General features: G+C 41.6%; 15 protein-coding genes and 1 tRNA gene. 7 read left to right on the top strand and 9 right to left on the bottom strand.

The features are described 5' to 3' along the window. Positions 1-18: 18 nt before the first annotated feature. From pyk to dnaE, 3 genes are all read right to left on the bottom strand, one after another. Positions 19-1,803, bottom strand: a complete 1,785-nt coding sequence (pyk, locus tag IGJ74_RS06135) for a pyruvate kinase (RefSeq protein ID WP_008377816.1) — start codon at positions 1,801-1,803, stop codon at positions 19-21. Positions 1,804-1,887: 84 nt separating this feature from the next. Continuing rightward, on the bottom strand, positions 1,888-2,850 hold the full coding sequence (gene pfkA, locus IGJ74_RS06130) for a 6-phosphofructokinase (RefSeq protein WP_005237177.1): 963 nt from the start codon (positions 2,848-2,850) through the stop codon (positions 1,888-1,890). A 161-nt stretch (positions 2,851-3,011) separates the two neighbouring features. Next, on the bottom strand, positions 3,012-6,323 hold the full coding sequence (dnaE, locus tag IGJ74_RS06125) for a DNA polymerase III subunit alpha (protein ID WP_218193519.1): 3,312 nt from the start codon (positions 6,321-6,323) through the stop codon (positions 3,012-3,014). A gap of 147 nt (positions 6,324-6,470) precedes the next feature. Between dnaE and IGJ74_RS06120 the strand changes: the two genes are divergently transcribed. After that, positions 6,471-6,653 carry a YjzD family protein gene (locus IGJ74_RS06120; RefSeq protein ID WP_008377814.1) on the top strand — a complete coding sequence of 61 codons (183 nt, stop codon included), beginning with the start codon at positions 6,471-6,473 and terminating at the stop codon, positions 6,651-6,653. Positions 6,654-6,700: 47 nt separating this feature from the next. Here IGJ74_RS06120 and IGJ74_RS06115 read toward each other — a convergent pair whose 3' ends face one another. Continuing rightward, positions 6,701-7,906 (bottom strand): multidrug efflux MFS transporter, encoded by a 1,206-nt coding sequence (locus tag IGJ74_RS06115; RefSeq protein WP_016619879.1) that lies wholly within the window; start codon positions 7,904-7,906, stop codon positions 6,701-6,703. Between the two features lie 100 nt (positions 7,907-8,006). Next, complete coding sequence (locus IGJ74_RS06110) at positions 8,007-9,446, bottom strand: NCS2 family permease (RefSeq protein ID WP_005237180.1); 1,440 nt, start codon at positions 9,444-9,446, stop codon at positions 8,007-8,009. A gap of 261 nt (positions 9,447-9,707) precedes the next feature. On the opposite strand from IGJ74_RS06110, the gene IGJ74_RS06105 reads away from it, so the two are divergent. Beyond that, positions 9,708-10,511 (top strand): Cof-type HAD-IIB family hydrolase, encoded by an 804-nt coding sequence (locus IGJ74_RS06105; RefSeq protein ID WP_005229159.1) that lies wholly within the window; start codon positions 9,708-9,710, stop codon positions 10,509-10,511. 54 nt (positions 10,512-10,565) lie between these two features. Here the strand turns inward: IGJ74_RS06105 and asnB are convergent, their stop codons facing one another. Further along, on the bottom strand, positions 10,566-12,461 hold the full coding sequence (asnB, locus tag IGJ74_RS06100; RefSeq protein ID WP_218193518.1) for an asparagine synthase (glutamine-hydrolyzing): 1,896 nt from the start codon (positions 12,459-12,461) through the stop codon (positions 10,566-10,568). Between the two features lie 465 nt (positions 12,462-12,926). On the opposite strand from asnB, the gene IGJ74_RS06095 reads away from it, so the two are divergent. Next, a complete protein-coding gene (locus tag IGJ74_RS06095) occupies positions 12,927-13,076 on the top strand; it encodes a hypothetical protein (protein ID WP_005229155.1) in 150 nt (49 codons plus the stop codon). Positions 13,077-13,135: 59 nt separating this feature from the next. Here the strand turns inward: IGJ74_RS06095 and IGJ74_RS06090 are convergent, their stop codons facing one another. Then, positions 13,136-13,324, bottom strand: coding sequence for a hypothetical protein (locus IGJ74_RS06090; protein ID WP_034872503.1), 189 nt, complete (start codon positions 13,322-13,324; stop codon positions 13,136-13,138). A 229-nt stretch (positions 13,325-13,553) separates the two neighbouring features. Here IGJ74_RS06090 and IGJ74_RS06085 point away from each other — a divergent pair, with 229 nt between their 5' ends. Continuing rightward, positions 13,554-14,213 (top strand): Ltp family lipoprotein, encoded by a 660-nt coding sequence (locus tag IGJ74_RS06085; protein WP_086299273.1) that lies wholly within the window; start codon positions 13,554-13,556, stop codon positions 14,211-14,213. Positions 14,214-14,418: 205 nt separating this feature from the next. Here the strand turns inward: IGJ74_RS06085 and IGJ74_RS06080 are convergent. Both IGJ74_RS06080 and IGJ74_RS06075 read right to left on the bottom strand, forming a co-directional pair. Further along, positions 14,419-14,506 (bottom strand) — tRNA-Ser (locus IGJ74_RS06080). An 84-nt stretch (positions 14,507-14,590) separates the two neighbouring features. Next, entirely contained in the window at positions 14,591-15,157 is a 567-nt protein-coding gene (locus tag IGJ74_RS06075; protein WP_086299272.1) for a TetR/AcrR family transcriptional regulator, read from the bottom strand. A 277-nt stretch (positions 15,158-15,434) separates the two neighbouring features. On the opposite strand from IGJ74_RS06075, the gene IGJ74_RS06070 reads away from it, so the two are divergent. From IGJ74_RS06070 to IGJ74_RS06060, 3 genes are all read left to right on the top strand, one after another. Continuing rightward, a complete protein-coding gene (locus IGJ74_RS06070) occupies positions 15,435-16,193 on the top strand; it encodes a threonine/serine exporter family protein (RefSeq protein WP_218193517.1) in 759 nt (252 codons plus the stop codon). Then, entirely contained in the window at positions 16,190-16,660 is a 471-nt protein-coding gene (locus IGJ74_RS06065; protein ID WP_005237187.1) for a threonine/serine exporter family protein, read from the top strand. The genes IGJ74_RS06070 and IGJ74_RS06065 overlap by 4 nt, the downstream gene beginning before the upstream one ends. Before the next feature lie 188 nt (positions 16,661-16,848). After that, complete coding sequence (locus tag IGJ74_RS06060) at positions 16,849-17,448, top strand: TVP38/TMEM64 family protein (RefSeq protein WP_005229140.1); 600 nt, start codon at positions 16,849-16,851, stop codon at positions 17,446-17,448. Positions 17,449-17,588: the final 140 nt, after the last annotated feature.

Genomic DNA, 17,588 nt, shown 5'->3' with positions numbered 1-17,588 from the left:
ATCAATCGTTAAAAATCATTAGATCGCTGTTGTTTCTCCACGATAAACGATACCGCGACGAGAATCAAGAGTAACCAATTCGCCATCTTTGATGGTTGTTGTTGCGTCTTTGGCACCAACAATCACTGGTAGATCTTTCGCAATTCCGACAACTGCTGCATGAGAAGTCAAGCCGCCATCTTCAACAACTAAAGCTGCTGCTTTTTCGATTGCTGGCATATATTCTTTATCTGTTGTTGGTACAACTAAAATCATGCCATCTTTTGCTTTCGCAATTGCTTCTTCGGCACTGTGAGCGATCACGGCATTGGCAACAACTGATTTTTCACCAATTCCTTGCGCTTCAAGCAATTTTGATCCGATCAATTGGATCTTCATTACGTTGGTTGTTCCGCGTTCACCAACAGGAACACCGGCTGTGATCAAGATTAGATCGCCTTCTTTAGCAAAGCCTAAATCCACTGCTTGTTTTGCTGCTAATTCAAACATTTCATCAGTTGTTGATGGTTTTTCAGCAACGGTTGGGTACACACCCCAGTTAAGCATCAAGCCGCGTTTTGTGCGTTCGTCAAATGTGACAGCTAAAATGTCAGCATCTGGACGATATTTAGAGATCATTTTCGCAGTGTAGCCAGATTCAGTCGCTGCAACGATTGTTTTAACCCCTAGGTTTTTCGCCGCACGAGCAACAGATAAACCGATTGTTTCTGTTACATCTGTTTTATCGAATTGGTTGATTTGGAATGTGCTGTTTTCTGATAAAGCTTTTTCAGCTTCAATGTCGATCCGTGCCATTGTTGCTACTGCCTCAACAGGGTAGTCACCGTTTGCTGATTCACCAGAAAGCATTGTTGCATCGGTACCATCAAAGACAGCATTGGCAACGTCAGAAGCTTCTGCACGGGTTGGACGTGGGTTTTGTTGCATTGACTCTAACATTTGTGTTGCTGTGATAACTGATTTACCAGCAGCGTTACATTTTTTAATGATGCTCTTTTGAACCATTGGTACTTCTTCAGCAGGGATCTCAACACCCATGTCACCACGGGCAACCATGATACCATCAGAAACTTTGATGATTTCATCGATATTATCGATACCCTCTTGTGATTCGATTTTAGAGAAAATTTGCACATGAGTCATGTCTTTTTCTTCTAAAATTTCACGAATCTCTAAAACGTCTTGCGCTTTACGTACAAATGAAGCGGCAATGAAGTCGATATCGTTATCAAGACCAAAACGGATATCTTCTGCATCTTTTTCAGTAATACCAGGTAAGCTGATTGATACACCAGGAGCGTTGACCCCTTTACGTGATCCTAACATTCCAGCATTTTTAACAACAACCACTAATTCGCGGGTTGCTTCGTCTTTTTCTTTGATTTCCATGTCGATCAAACCATCATCAAACAAGATGTGTCCGCCCACATGAACATCTTCAAATAAACCAGGATAAGTTACAGCAATTTTTTCTTTTGTTCCTTTGTGTTCTGGATCCATTGAAATGCGTGTTTCATCGCCAACGTTAAATTGGATGTATCCAGCACGACCAAAGTCAGCTTCTGTCGTATTTTGTACAGTTGTACGGATTTCAGCACCTTTTGTATCTAAAAGGATACCGACATCTTTACCAGTTTTCTTCACGGCTTCACGAACCATTGTCATACGCGCTAATTGTTCTTCATGATCTCCATGAGAGAAGTTAAAGCGGAAGACATTCGCACCGGCTTCAATCAGTTGAGAAATAATTTCCACACTGTTACTTGCTGGTCCTAATGTACTTACGATCTTTGTTTTTTTCATTACTAAACGCTCCTATTCATTTATTTAAAATAGCTAATAAGCTTTTTTTACAAAATTACTGTTGCGTTGCTCTAAAAAATCTCTTTAGAATGAGATTTCTTTGTTCAAGTTATACAAGCTAAGATCTGGTTTGTGACGATTGTTTTCAAGGGTTTCGATAATATCAGAAGCAATCATTTCATTGTTTTCGATACCGATACATAGACCGCCTTTGCCTTGTTGCAATAATTCAACGGCATATGAACCAAATTTACTTGCTAACACACGGTCACGAGCGCTTGGTGAACCACCACGGACAACGTGTCCTAGAATTGATACACGGGTATGGAAATCGCCGTATTCAGAAAGTTTGTCAGCAAAATCATTTCCGCCCATCACGCCTTCGGCTAAAACGATCAAGCAATGTTTTTTCCCGCGGTCGCGTCCTTCACGGATACGATCAGCAACAACTTGCATGTCAAAATCATGTTCTGGGATGATGATTTCATCTGCACCACCGGCCACACCTGACCATAAAGCGATATCGCCAGCACCACGTCCCATTACTTCGATCACAAATGTGCGGACATGTGATGTCGCTGTATCACGGATACGGTCAATCGATTCTAAGACAGTATTGATTGCTGTATCAAAACCAATCGTGAAATCTGTTCCTGGAATGTCGTTATCGATCGTTCCTGGAATCCCGATTGCTGGGAAACCGTGGCGAGTAAGTGCCATCGCACCATGATAAGATCCATCTCCACCAATCACGACTAGCCCTTCGATGCCAAATTTCTTTAATTGCTCGATTCCTTTTAATTGCCCTTCTTGTGTCGCAAATTCTGGATAACGTGCTGAATATAAGAATGTTCCACCACGTTGAATTTTGTCACCAACATCAGCAACATCTAAGCGACGAATGTCGCCTGCGACTAGTCCGGCATAGCCATAGTTGATTCCGTATACTTCAAGTCCGTCAAAAATACCCTTTCTGACAACTGCGCGAATCGCTGCGTTCATTCCTGGTGCATCGCCGCCACTGGTTAGAATTCCAATGCGTTTCATTATTCTTTCACCTCATCAAAAGATTTTGTTTAGGGAAGCCCCTGTTTGCTAGTTTTCAAGTAATAACCACGAGACATATTCTACCATTATTCCATGAAAATGTCTTGAAATAGTGGGAAAAAGTTGAAAAAAGTGTAAGTTGAATTATCGTTTTCGGAAAATTACTTGAAAATTACATTTCCATTTCCTAATAATGCCTTCAGTTGTGTGACAAAGTTCGGCTCATCCGTTACCCAGTTTTCTTCTGCTAATAACACTTTTTTGCCACTACTTTCATAAAACATCACCACTGGAATATTTCCTTGATGCTGCTTCATTTCCTTCGACAATGCTTGCAGGTGCGACGTTTCGGCTTCAGCAGAAATCTTTAAGTAGCAAGTTTGTGGCGCAATTTTATTTTGAACGTTTTCTGCTAAGTCTATTTTATCAGCAATGAGTTGGATTTCACCATTGTAACGACTTACCTCGACCTTTCCTTCAATATAGAGAACAGCATTTTCTTCGATCAAGGAACGCACTTGTCGATAAACGATGGGAAAAATCGTTACTGAAACTTCTTTGCTAGCATCCGTTCCTTCAACAAATGCCATCTGTTCGCCTTTTTTTGTACGTATCTCCCGAATCTTGCGGACATACAAAAGGATGCGGACCCGTTCATTCGGAACCAGATCGGCAATATCGGTGATTTGTTTTAATTGATGCAATTTTTGAAACTGTTCTACGGGATGGCCAGACAAATAAACACCTAAGTATTCTTCTTCCAAAGCCAGTTTCTCTTCCAGTTTGTAATCGGCAACGGCTTCTTCTTTTAAAGCCATGGTTTCTAAGAGATCCAAACTGCCGCCACTATAAGTAATATTTTGGATTTTCCCTTCTAGTTGGATCAATGCTTGTTTTCGATTAGGCGCAATCACATCGAATACACCGATGCTCAAAAGCGGCAATAAATAGTCCAACTTTAACCACTTGCTGTTCCGCTGATTCAAGCGAAGTAAAAATTGATCCATGGACGTGAAATTGCCATGCTCTTTTCGTTCTGTCAAAATGTCTTGGATCATGTCGCGCCGAATCCCTTTGATACTGCTGAACCCAAAGCGGATTTGTTTCTCATTTTGCAGTTGAAAACTAAACCCACTGGTATTGATCGATGGTGGCAATACTTCTACGCCATAACGTGCGGCTTCATTTAAGTATTCTTTCATTTTGCTTGCAGTATTGCGTACCGAGTGCAAGATCGAAGCAAAAAAAGGTGCCGGATAGTGCACTTTCAAGTACGCCATTTGAAAGCCGATAAAGGAATAGGCAAACGCATGGGAACGGTTAAACCCATAGTTGGCGAAGCGCTCAATATAGTCATAGACCAAATTGGCGGTCTTCTCGTCATAATGATTGGCCAACGCACCTTGCACAAAATGGCGACGTTCTTCATCCAACACGTCTTTTTTCTTTTTACTGATTGCTCGCCGCAAAATATCTGCCTGTCCTAGGCTAAAACCAGCCATTTTGGAAGCTACTTGCATGATCTGTTCTTGATAAACAATGATTCCGTAAGTGTTTTGCAAGATTGGAATCAAGCTGTCATCCGGATAAGAGACCCGCTCTTGTCCTTTTTTCCGCTTGATAAAAGTATCAATATTTTGCATCGGTCCCGGGCGATACAAGGCATTGACTGCAGCAATGTCTTCGATACTTTCTGGCCCTAGCTTGCGCAAGACATTGCGTATTCCCGCTGATTCAAATTGGAAGATCCCTGCCGTCTCCCCTTTTTGAAACAAACGCAATGTTGCTGGATCATCAAGAGGAATCTCTTTTTGGGTTACGATTTGTTGGCTGATTCGTTTGATACCTTTCAAGGTATTATCAATGATCGACAAGTTTCTCAAACCTAAAAAATCCATCTTCAATAGGCCAATGGCTTCCACGTCATTCATGGTAAACTGGGTCAGCCAAATCCCATCGCTGCCTTCTTGCAAAGGCACCAAATCAAGCAGATTCTTGTCACTGATCACCACACCGGCGGCATGGGTCGATACGTGACGGGGCAGTCCTTCTAAGATTTTGGCGACTTGAAACATTACTTGATTCCGCTCATTGAACGAAACCAGCTCTCGCAGCTGATTGGATTGTTCATAAGCAAGATCTAAGGTCATTTTCAAGGCATTGGGGATGGCTTTTGACCAGCGATTAGCTTCACTTTGCGAGAGACCAAAGACCCGAGAAACATCTCGCAAAACCATTTTGGCCGCCATGGTACCAAACGTGGCAATCTGTGCCATATATTCTTGCCCATATTTTTGGCGCACATACTGTAAAATCTCGTCTCTGCGATTGTCAGGAATATCTAAATCAATATCAGGCATCGTGTAACGTTCTGGATTCAAGAATCGTTCAAACAAAAGATCGTATTTGATTGGATCTACGTCGGTGATCGATAAAACATATGCCACCAGTGCTCCAGCAGCCGATCCCCGTCCAGCGCCGGTAACGATCTCTTGTTGGTGGGCAAAGTCCATGACGTCCCAAATAATCAAGAAATAGTCATCAAAGCCCATCTTATGGATAACGGACAACTCATAATCCAAACGCTGTTCGTACGCCGATGTAACGTGGGCAACACGCTGAGGCAGACGCTCAAAACAAATTTTCCGCAAATAGTCCGCAGCACTTTCTTCGGCTGGTAGCGGGTAATGAGGCAACAGCCGCTGATGCAGCGGCAGCTCGACGGCGCATTCAGCTGCAATCCGCTGATTATTCATCAATGCCTGCGACGCTTCGCCAAATGACGCAGTCAATTGGTCTGCCGGTTGTAAAAAAAGCTGCGTAGTCGCTTGCTCTTTTGCCTGACGAAAGTCTTCAATTTGCGAGCCCTCTTTTATATGGGTCATCACTTTGACTGCAAAGGCTTCTTCTTGTGCTAAAGCCGCGATTGGTTGATACGCACATGGGGCAATGTTTTGCTCGTTAAACCAAGCGATCGTTTCTGGATCTAGCCCTTTGCTAGTAATCCCTAAAAACAAGCTCTCAGAATCAAATTTATGGCTGATTGCTCGCAGTGCTTCTTGATTGGCTTCTAGATCATCGTGCTGAGAAGGCAGAAACCCCTCGCCTTCAGGCAGCAAACCAAAGAGATCCTGCAAAGAATCACAAGCAGCTAAATTCAACTGCTCGGTGATCATTTTTTCACTTGATAAACGCATCAAGGTTTGATAGCCCTTGAGGTTTTTGGCAAATACGTACAATGGAAAGGACATTGATCCCTCTCCGAAGGTACAGTCGAACAAAGCGCCAAAAATCGGCTTGATGCCCTGTGCTAGGCATTGTTGATAAAACTCGACCGCGCCATAGAGAACATTATGATCGGTCAGCCCCAATGTCTGATAGCCCATCTTTTTGGCTTGCTCTATATAGTGAGGAATTTTGATCGTACTTTGCAGCAACGAATAGGCGCTTAAGGTGGTGAGCTGTGAATACATTGAAATCCCTCCAAAAATGAAAATTCTCTTTCTTTCTGCTAGTAAATAGATTTGAAAAACAAAATGAAAAAGTGAAAATCTTTACAATAAATATTTTTGTGATAAACTAAAGTCGAAATGGAAGATACGCAGAAAAGAGGTGTCGTCATGCGTTACCTAGTCACTTTATTTTGGACTTTTGTATTAGGTCAAGTCGTTGGCTATCTAGGCAGCTCACTTGCTGGAGCAACTTATGATTTTCAATTAACTTCAATCATCTCTTTGGTCACAGGTGTGGTGATCATTCTTGTTGGTATTATCGCACCAGCGCCTGAAAAGACAAGCCATTAAAAAAAAACCAGTTACCTTTATTGTAACTGGTTTTTTTTTCTTTTCAACTATTCACTGATGTCCGTTTTACGTAAGCTTTTACGGAAATTAAATCCTGAGATAAAAATATTGATCAGTACAAACCCACTAGTTACCCAAAAGACAGCGGGATAACCAAAACCAGCTGCCACCGTTGAACCGACCATCGGACCTAACACTTGCCCAAAGTTAGAAAACATTTGGTTGTAGCTGTAGATGCGGCTGACCCCTTCCATCGGGGTGATCTTGCTGATCAGTGTATTGATGGACGGCATCAAGGCACCGGTAGAAAAACCAAGCAAGAAGCGTAACACGCCTAATTGAAACGGAGTAGAAACAAAGCCCATCGGAATGAAACAGAAAAATGATAGCACTAAGCCCCCCAATAGTACTTTGTGATTGCCATAACGATCACCGATTTTGCCTAAAAACGGCGAGGAGATAATCGCTGAAACACCGGCAACAGAGACGATCAATCCGCTGACGAACAAAATATTGCCCGTATCCCCGCTTAAATCACGAATATACAATGTGAGGATTGGGCTGATGCTGGTTACACCTAGCTGTAAAATCAGTGACGTAATAAACAAGCCAACAAGCAACTGCATATTTTTGATTTGACCAAAAATTTCTTTGATGGACAGCAGATCGCCCTTTTCAACCGGCTCAAAATCTTCTTGAACGAGAAAAATCGTGAGCAAGAGCGTAATTAGCAGCACGACACCGGTAATGATAAAAACATTTTTCATGCCGAACCATTGCGCCAACGCCCCACCCATGGAAGGACCAATCAAATTCCCTGCGATGGCTCCTGTAGCCAATGTCCCAAGCGCCCAACCGCTTTTTTCTCGAGGCGCCTGCGAAGCGATCAACGCAGTCGCATTTGGAATATACCCCGATAAAATTCCGGTAAAGAAACGCATGATCAATAACCAATAGACATTCGGTACAAAAGCCAAAGAACCCATCGTCACTGTCATCCCCGCAGCCGCGCGAATCATCATTAAACGACGACCTTTTTGATCTGCTAGATTTCCCCAAACTGGAGCAATGATAGCCGCCGCAAACGCTGTTACTGAGATTGCTAATCCAGAAAACAACTCAATTTGACTCTCTGGAGCGCCTAACTCTTCTATATATAAGGGAATGAATGGCATGACAAGACTAAAACTGGCACCCGTAAAAAAACAACCTACCCATGAAATCAGTAGATTTCGTTTCCAATCAATCTTCATTTACAAACCTTCTTTCACAAATACTATACCGTATCGTGAGTAATAATCAAATAAAAAATCTTTCTGCATTTAAAATACAGAAAGATTTTCTTCATTAAACTTAACTGATCAAAGCCAAAATGACAAAGTTTAGGATAAACAACGCATTGACGACCCAGATGATCGGAGACACTTCGTTGGCTTTTCCTTTCACTACTTTCACTAATGCATAGAAAATGAAACCAACAGCGATCCCGTTGGAAATACTGTAAGACAAGCCCATAAAAATAGATGCAAAGAAAGCGGGAACTGCTTCTTCTAGATCAGTCCACTTGATGTCTGCAAAAGAAGCCATCATCATTACCCCAACTAAGATCAACGCCGGTGCTGTCGCTTGTGCGGGAACGATTGAGATCAGTGGAGAAAAGATACTGCTGATCGCAAAGAGTGCTGCCACCACAACGGAAGTCAAGCCCGTGCGTCCACCAGCACCGATGCCAGCTGCTGATTCCACATAAGTCGTTGTATTTGAGGTCCCTACGATGGCCCCTACAGACGTGGCTACGGCATCTGCAAAAAGAGCCTTATCCATTTTCGTATTCAACCCGTTACTATTTTCAACCGCTTCTTCATCTTTTTTCGAAAAGATCCCTGTACGACGTCCAGTCCCGATAAAGGTACCGATCGTATCGAAGACATCTGATAAGCTAAATGCTAAAATCGTCATGATTACTTGAGGGATTTTGGCAGAATCACTGAATAGTGAGCCCATTCCTTCAGAGCCAAACGCAGCGCCAAATGTGATTCCTAGTTCGCTGATGGAACTTCCTAATGAATTCCCGTGCCAATCAATGGCACTTAAATCCACCACACCCATCAAAATACCAATGATCGTCGTTCCTAAAATACCAAAAATAATTGCCCCACGTACATTTTTCACCACTAATAAAGTAGTCACTACTAAACCAATCACTGCTAACAAAACAGGTGCATTATTGAAATTCGCCAAAGCTGGGACGATCCCCCCATTAAAATTGGCACTCACAATCGTCTCACCGTCGACAACTGAACCCGTCACTGCGGCAGTGTCTGCACTGAAGTTTAGCAAGTTGGCATTTTTGATCCCTACATAAGCCACAAAGATCCCGATCCCGCCGCCGATTGCATGCTGCATGCTTTCTGGAATCGCATGAATGATCATTTTTCTGATTCGAGTCACCGTGATAAAAATGTTGATCAGGCCGCAGATGAAAACCATCGCTAATGCTTGCTGCCACGTATACCCCAAACCAAAAACAACGGTAAAGGTGAAGAATGCATTAAGTCCCATTCCAGGTGCTTGCGCGTAAGGCACATTTGCAAATAAGCCCATGATCAGGGTACCAATCACTGAAGCGATGATCGTTGCTAAGAAAACAGCTTGAAACGGCATGCCTGCAGCAGATAAAATCGTCGGATTCACAAACAAAATATAACTCATCGCGAAGAAGGTGGTGACCCCAGCCATCACTTCTGTGGAAACCGTCGTTTTATTCTCCTTTAATTTGAAAAACTTTTCCATGTTATGTTTCACTCCTGAACTTTAATCGTTTCTATGAAAAGAAAAAATGAATAATTGCGCTTTTCATCGAACAATTACAAATTATAAGGGAATAATTTTCGCTTTTCAAACCTTTTTCCGAATAAAACGAACCAAAAACGTTTAATGTTCGTGTTTTACTTTGTAACTATTATGAAAACTTATCGAAAACTTACTTGTATTGTGAAATGACAGAAATATGTTACACTTAAGCCACTACCATAAGAGAATGGAGCGAGTCTTTTGAAACCAAAAATCATCGCCATTGATTTAGATGGCACAACCTTAAATACTGAATCCCAACTTTCCCCTCGCACACGTGAGGTACTGGTTCGCGCCACCAAAGCGGGACACTTTGTTACCATCGCTACAGGAAGACCTTTTCGTATGAGTGATCAATTCTATAAAGAATTGGCGCTCACAACACCAATGGTCAATTTTAACGGTGGGTTGGTCCATAAACCTCGACAAGTATGGGCAAACGAAATGGAGCACTCGATCTCTCGAGAAATTGCGTTTGAGCTCATGGCACAAAAAGAGCAGCTGGGGCTGACGTTTGTGGCAGCAGAAAATCGTGAAACCTTTTTCATCGATGACCTAAGCGGATTTGATCAACACTTTTTCTTTTCGGGTAATGCTTCCGAAAAAAATCTATTAGCAAATTTAAAAACGGATCCCACTTCATTACTGGTGAAAACCGAAAATGAATTAGCAGAATCTGTTTCTTTACGTATCAAGGATCAATTTGACGATGCAGTCGATGTTCGCACGTGGGGCGGACCTCAAGCCATCTTAGAGATCGTACCAAAAGGGGTCCATAAAGCACTTGGTCTTTCGGTGATCGCGGATTCTTTGTCTTTGGATCGGCAAGATATCATCGCTTTTGGTGATGAACACAATGATTTGGAGATGCTGGATTATGCGGGTTGGGGCGTTGCTATGGCAAATGGCACGCAACAATTAAAATCGATCGCAAATGATGTTACTGACAAAACCAATGCGGAAGATGGCATGGTCGATTACTTGGAAAAATATTTAGGTCTATAAAAAAAGCCGATGCGGGATTGTCCGCATCAGCTTTTTTTTGCTTCCATATTCAAATCAAAGTGTTTCATAAACGATTTCTTTGGCTTCGGGAATCGATTCATCAATAAAGAATACTTTGTACCAGGTCAAGAATGTAAAGATCGTCCAGATTTTTCGCTGAAGATTCGGTTTTCCTTGGCGATGGTCTTCTAGCATTTGCAAAATCGCTGTTTGATCAAAGAAGGTTGCTGCAAAGTCTGACTCAAAAAGGGCTTTAACTGCTTCATACCCTGTTCCTTCTTTCAGCCATGCCTTGATTGGTACAGGAAAGCCTAGCTTTTCACGGTTTGCCCATTCTTTTGGCAAATGACGGTTTGACGCTTGTCGAAACACATCTTTCGTATTGTTTTGATTGATCAAATATTTCGTCGGGATCGTTTGCGCCAGTTTTTGCATCTCGATATCCAGTAACGGAACCCGTAATTCTAAAGAACTCGCCATGGACATTTTGTCTGCTTTTAACAAAATATCCTTCGGCATCCATTGATGAAGATCCAAATATTGCATCTTGTTGACCTCGTCTTTGAGACCATTGACTTTCTCATAATGAGGCGCAACGATTTCAGCAACAGATGGTCCTTTTTGATACGTTGGTTTTAAAAGCTGTAGTGCTTCCTCTTCTTCAAAGACCAGGGCTTGCCCGATAAAGAAGTCTTGGGCAGGTGCCGTTGCTTCATAAAGATGAATTCGACCATGGAAGTTTTTCATTTTGCCGATTTGACGCCCTAAACGAAAGCGGATGTTTTGCGGCAGTTTTTTCAAGCCTTGGGCAAAAACGCGAACCGCTTTAGAGTTTGTGTGGAAGCCATAGGCAGCATAACCGGCAAATAATTCATCTGCCCCTTCCCCAGATTGAACGACCCGCACTTGCTGTGCTGCTAGGTTGGCTAAAAAGTACAAAGGGACACAGCTTGGGTTAGAATCCGGTTCGTCCAAGTGATACTGAATCAGCGGAAATGCCTCAAAGGACATTTCACCATCGATGACCGCTGCTGTGTTGTTCAAGCCGAGCTTTTCCGTCAATTTGCGGGCTTCGATCGCTTCGTTGTAGGTTTTGTCATCAAACCCAATTGAAAATGAGTGATCTGGGCGCAAGACCGAGGCCACGTAACTTGAATCGACACCACTGGATAAAAATGAGCCGACTTCAACATCACTGATTTGATGAGCGGCAATTGATTCTTGGACTGCTTGATCGATTTTATCGACCCATTCTTCTCTTGAATGATTTTCTTTCACTGAAAAATCTGCATCCCAGTACTGCTTGATCATCAATCCCTGTTCATTAAACAGATAATAATGCCCTTCTTGCAAACGATGAACGCCTTTAAAGAAGGTTTCTCCGTTCAAAGGCGAGTATTGGAACGTCAAATAAGGTTTCAACGCCTCCTGGTTTAATTCTTTCTTGAAATCTGGATGAGGCAAAAAGCTTTTGATTTCAGAGCCAAACATGAAACTGCCGTTCATTTGTGCATAGTAATACGGTTTGATGCCAAAGTGATCCCGCGCGCCGAAAAGCTCTTGTTTTTGAGTATCCCAGATGGCAAAAGCAAACATTCCCCGCAGGCGCTGCAACACATCAATCCCCCACTCTTCATAGCCATGTAAGACTACTTCGGTATCCGCATGGGTAGAAAAGACATGACCTGCTTGGATCAATTCCTCACGCAATACTTGAAAGTTGTAAATTTCACCATTAAAAATGATTACTTTTGTTCGATCCTCATTAAAAATTGGTTGTGAGCCACCTTCTAAGTCGATGATCGATAAACGACGAAACCCTAATGCCACTCGGTCGTCGGTAAATTTCCCTGAACTGTTTGGTCCGCGATGAACGATCCGGTCCATCATGCGTTCAATAATGATTTCTTTTTGGTCTTTTGAATTGACAAAGCCGACAATTCCGCACATATTTTCACATCCGTTTTCATAATCCATTTTCATTTTTCTAAAGTAAATCATACCATAGAATTCAAGAGATACGATCTCTTTTTCAAAAAAATACAATCAATATATTTTTGCACAAAACACAATTTGAAGATAAACCTTATGATATCAAGGTTTCCAATCATCTCATACTCTCAATCTTACAAATTTGTTATCTAAGAAAATAGCTATCCTCAAAATTCTTAAGAAATTTTTTATGAATTCTATTTTTCTGAAAATATACAAAGATACTTTTCCCGAATTTACTGACTCCAGCAAACTTCTTTTGCTTCCATTCTCAGCATTGATTTCCTGAAAATAATCAGTCAGATTTGTTCGTTTGATAGTTTTATTGGACTATTGTGAAAAAAAGTGTTATTCTAACTATGGAATTTCGTTATCAACTAACCGTTGCCTTTCAATGACAAGTTTTAAGAAAGGAGAATGACTATGACATTCTATAACACAGATCTACAATATCGTGTAACTCTGGATACCAAATTGAATTTATTTATCGTTTTCGATAAAAAAGATGCGAATCATTTTGCGACTGGAATTACGATCGAGCAAGCTGTACAAGAATTGAAAAAAACTGCATAAGGAGTTTATCCAAATGAAGGATACCGATTCGTACTGAAAGCACCTCGCTAAGGAAATAATTAGCTAGGTGCTTTCTTGTTTTTTGGCTCGCTTTTGTCTGTTGCAGCATCCACTTCTTGCTTCTGTCCACTTTGCTGTTCATCTAGCTGTAAGATTTCATCAACAGATCCTTGCGTAATAAACTTACTCAATCCCTGTGCCGCAACTTTTGTATAACGCATAAAATAATCTTTTTCTTCAAAATCCATCTTCTTGCCTCCTACTGATACAACTGTGCTTTTATTAAGTTTACCATCTATTTCACTAGTCATTCTTGAGCGTCATTCCTTTAATACTTATGAATGATCCATTAATAGCATACACGTTACATTTGTCAAATCATCCTTTTCCTCTATTCATGAAAAGACAAATCTGTTTTCTGGTACAGAACATAGTACTATTGTCTTTTCAGGAGACTTTTATTTAGGAGGAATTTTTATGGCTACGTTTTTCGCCATTTTGTTTTTCATTGGATTGTTCTGTTTCGTTTTTGGCATTGTCTTATTTTATATTGGGCTTGTAAAACAAAATTCAAAACGAGATCGAAACGTTTTGATCATTGTCGCTTCCGCTTTTATTGCCTTGTTTTCTTATGGTGGCTTGTCCTTCTACCAAGATGTGACATCTTTCGATAGCATCACTGCGCAATTAAGCCTTTCTTTACGTAACGAATCAAGGCAAAGCGAATCCTTTGGCGATGCCGCTGCTTCCATGGAACAACCACAAGGAGAACAAAAAGCTGGCAACAACGAAGCAAGTAGCGCACAACAAGAAGAACCCGCGAACAACGAGCAACATACACCTGAACTTTCTCGTGAAGAAAGAAATGCACTGAATCGTGCAGAAAGATACTTATCCAGCAATGCGTTTTCTCAGTCGAGCTTAAAACGCCAACTACTCTATGAAGATTTTTCTGAGAGCGCAGCAGACTTTGCCGTAGCCACCGTGGATGCCGATTGGAACGAGCAAGCATTGAAAAAAGCGATTCGCTACTCGCAAAATTTATCCTTATCGGATGAGCGTGTGGCGAGCCAACTTTCCTTTGAAGGCTTTACTTCTGAACAAATTGAATACGCCTTATCACGTTTGCCCGATTGATTCTTTTCGTTTGTTGCAGGACCACAAGCAAAAAAGATATCGGCAAGTTGACGGAACAATTATGCTGTTTTCTAGACCAAGTGTAGGTTAATCGCTTTTCAGATGGTTATCGATCAACCTCGGCAGTCATTTATATTCTTCTGCCCACAACAAACAAAAAAGCCTATCTCGAAAGATAGGCTAAACGCTCCAAAGCGTTGGTATAAGGAGAGTACAGGATTTGAACCTGCGCGCCGGGATGAACCGGGTCGGCGGATTTCGAGTCCGCTGCATTACCACTCTGCCAACTCTCCATAACAGTTATTTTCGCTAGTTTTACAAAAAATGTCAAGAAAAATCTGCATCCAAAATGGAAATGGATACAGATTTTTTGTTCTTTAATCGAAAATATAGTTTTCTTTCTTTTCGATTACGCCTGCGATCGTCTCGTTGATGATTTTGATGATCTGATCATCGGTGGGTGTGATGATACCCGCCGACATTAAGGAAGCCAAACCAGTCACAACGATCCATGCGCCATTATGTAGTGCATTTATCGCATCTTCGGATAGATCTGCATATTTTTCTTCTGATTTGATCAAGGATTTGAAATAGGTGGATGAAAAATCATGCATCAATTTCCCCCCGCCGTAGTCGTCGATAAAAAGGGCGATGTAGAGATTGTGCTGCTCTTGCGCGAAGCGTATATAATTCAGGCCTAAATCAACAAGTTTGTCTCCTGTTCGAACGACTGGAAAAACATTTTCCGATAAATCTTTGAAAACAGCCTCCACCAAGGTATTTTTTAAGTCCTGCATATTTTCGAACTCAAGATAAATTGGTTGAGTAGAAATTCCCATGTGCTTAGCGATATTCCGGGCCGTAAAGTTGCCAAAACCTTCTCTATTGATCAGTTCATAAGCGGCCTTCAAAATGTGTTCTCTTGTATAGACCTTCCTTCGCATCAATAAATCCCCCTTTTTATATTTATTTAATTGTAACCGAGATATTCATTTTTTAAAAATAAAACACTCCTTCCGTTATCTTATTTCTATTCACTTTGTTCACTAAAAACGAATGTTTAGTAATAGGAAATGTTCTGCTTTTTTCATTTATCACAAAAAATCCAACGGATGGCGTTCTAGTTATTTTTCAAATCTACTTTTCTTTCTTGTTGAAAACTCGCTGAAATTGTACACTAGGAGTGTAGCACGCAAATTCGATTGAAAAAGGGGTTTGGAAATGGCTGAATCAAAAGAGCTATTATTGGAGACCTGCTTATTAGCAGGGAAAATCATGATGGAAAACGGCTCGGAAGTCTATCGCGTGGAAGATACGATGAATCGAATTGCGGCCAACGCTGGAGAGCAAGGGAGTATTAGTTATGTAACAGCAACTGGACTTTTTATGGGCTTACGCAGTAGCCACTATGCACAAGTAGAAAATGTTCATGATCGAGTCATCAATCTCGAAAAAATCGTTGCCGTCAACGGATTGTCTCGTGCCTATGCTGAAAAAAAAATCTCGTTAGTGGAATTGCACGAGGCATTAAAAAAGGTCAATCCAACGACACCAAGCTTTCCTTATTGGCTGCAGGTGTTTAGTGCGGGCGTGGTCAGCAGTACCTTAATGATTATTTTTGGCGGTGCTTGGTTTGACTTTCTAGCGACCTTCGTCATTGGCTGCCTTGGCTTTTTGTGTGCGTATTGGGTCAAGAAACTGATCGACATTCGCTTTTTGGATATGTTTTGTGCCTCCTTACTGATCGGTACTTTGTCTGTCTTAGCGGTCTCTCTTCATATCGCACAAAACGTCGATAATTTGATTATCGGTGCCGTCATGCCCTTAGTTCCTGGTGTAGCAATCACCAATTCCTTTCGAGATATCTTGGCAGGCCATCTCATTAGTGGCACAGCTCGGGGAACAGAGGCCATCTTTACTGCTGCCGCGATCGGTGTCGGCATTGCCACGGTCTTCACCTTATTTGGAGGGATCTCATGACGATTTTTATTCACCTTTCCTTCAGCTTCTTAAGCACTGTAACCTTCGGCATCTTGACCAATATTCCTAAAAGAGCCTTAGTTGCCACAGGCATTGCTGGAACGGTTGGCTGGATGATCTATTGGTCATTGCAAACGATTGGCTACGGTCTAGGCAGTGCCAACTTCTTAGCCGCATTTGCCGTCGGTTGCGTCAGCATCTTTTTTTCCCGCAGAAAAAAAATGCCCATGATCATTTTTAACATTCCCAGCCTCGTTCCCCTCGTACCGGGTGGGCCTGCCTACAAAGCCGTTCGAGAATTCGCTTTGGGCGACAACTTTGTCGGTTTTGAAAATCTGATGATCGTTGTCATCACCGCTGGGGCGATTGCCGGCGGGTTCATGATGACGAGTGTGGTTGAAAAGATCGTCAATCGCTGGCAAGTGAAACGCACAAAAAAACGTCACCCGGATAAAAAAATCTCCTAAAACTATTGGCGCGCAGAAACTATAAATTTTTCTTATTTCAGACTTTAGTACAATGTTTTCTTTTCGGACTTCTTTTATAATAAAGGCATACCTTACAAAACTGTTTGACGTTTGTCATTTGTTTTACTGGATTTTTCTGGTCCCACCCCGTATAGTGAGATTATGAAACATAAAGGAGATGAAGTCCTGTGAGCATAGCAACTTCTCGTCGTATCATTAATACGATTTCTATTATTGGCTTAGGTTTATCGATCGCGTTAACCATCTATTTTATCAATCTAGGTGTTTTTAAAGATATTAATGCACTGCGAGGTCTAGTTGGAAATTCCGTTATCTTAGGACCAATCGTCTTTATCCTATTGCAGATCTTGCAAGTAGTAATCCCGATTATTCCCGGTGGTGTCTCCAGCGCTGCAGGTGTCTTGATTTTCGGTCCTTATCTAGGATTCGTTTATAACTATGTAGGAATCAGTATTGGTTCTGTCATTATTTTCCTGCTTGGCCGACGATACGGTAAACCATTCATTTTAAGTATGATCAGTGACAAAACTTACGATAAATATATCGGCTGGTTAGACAACCAAAGCCGATTTGAAAAACTTTTCGCCCTTGCAATCTTTCTACCGGTTGCCCCTGATGATGCCCTTTGTCTAATGGCTGGCTTGACCAACATGACAGTGAAGAAATTTACGTTGATTATTTTGTTGGCAAAACCTGCTTCAATTTTCTTGTACAGTATGGCATTGATTTACGGTGGAACATTCTTAACTGGTTTGTTAGGCGGATAAGAATCATATGTAAGAAAAACGATCAATTCAGCGAGCCGAACGTAAAGAAGCTGCTTTTCAAACAGGGAACTATGCCTGTGGCAAATGTGCTTCTAAAACTGTTCGGCTCTTTTTTACCGCCTTTCTAGAATAAATTGAAC

This window comes from Enterococcus sp. AZ009 (assembly GCF_050548785.1).
GTDB lineage: Bacteria > Bacillota > Bacilli > Lactobacillales > Enterococcaceae > Enterococcus_D > Enterococcus_D entomosocium.
Note: the sequence above shows the minus strand (reverse complement) of the source record. Positions and strands in the feature narration are given on the sequence as shown.

Coding starts and splice junctions, on each gene's coding strand:
- pyk (WP_008377816.1), bottom strand. CDS start 1,803: ATGAAAAAAACAAAGATCGTAAGTACATTAGGACCAGCAAGTAACAGT.
- IGJ74_RS06110 (WP_005237180.1), bottom strand. CDS start 9,446: ATGGAAAAGTTTTTCAAATTAAAGGAGAATAAAACGACGGTTTCCACA.
- IGJ74_RS06075 (WP_086299272.1), bottom strand. CDS start 15,157: ATGCGAAGGAAGGTCTATACAAGAGAACACATTTTGAAGGCCGCTTAT.
- IGJ74_RS06090 (WP_034872503.1), bottom strand. CDS start 13,324: ATGGATTTTGAAGAAAAAGATTATTTTATGCGTTATACAAAAGTTGCG.
- IGJ74_RS06120 (WP_008377814.1), top strand. CDS start 6,471: ATGCGTTACCTAGTCACTTTATTTTGGACTTTTGTATTAGGTCAAGTC.
- IGJ74_RS06065 (WP_005237187.1), top strand. CDS start 16,190: ATGACGATTTTTATTCACCTTTCCTTCAGCTTCTTAAGCACTGTAACC.
- IGJ74_RS06095 (WP_005229155.1), top strand. CDS start 12,927: ATGACATTCTATAACACAGATCTACAATATCGTGTAACTCTGGATACC.
- IGJ74_RS06085 (WP_086299273.1), top strand. CDS start 13,554: ATGGCTACGTTTTTCGCCATTTTGTTTTTCATTGGATTGTTCTGTTTC.
- IGJ74_RS06070 (WP_218193517.1), top strand. CDS start 15,435: ATGGCTGAATCAAAAGAGCTATTATTGGAGACCTGCTTATTAGCAGGG.
- asnB (WP_218193518.1), bottom strand. CDS start 12,461: ATGTGCGGAATTGTCGGCTTTGTCAATTCAAAAGACCAAAAAGAAATC.
- IGJ74_RS06115 (WP_016619879.1), bottom strand. CDS start 7,906: ATGAAGATTGATTGGAAACGAAATCTACTGATTTCATGGGTAGGTTGT.
- pfkA (WP_005237177.1), bottom strand. CDS start 2,850: ATGAAACGCATTGGAATTCTAACCAGTGGCGGCGATGCACCAGGAATG.
- dnaE (WP_218193519.1), bottom strand. CDS start 6,323: ATGTATTCACAGCTCACCACCTTAAGCGCCTATTCGTTGCTGCAAAGT.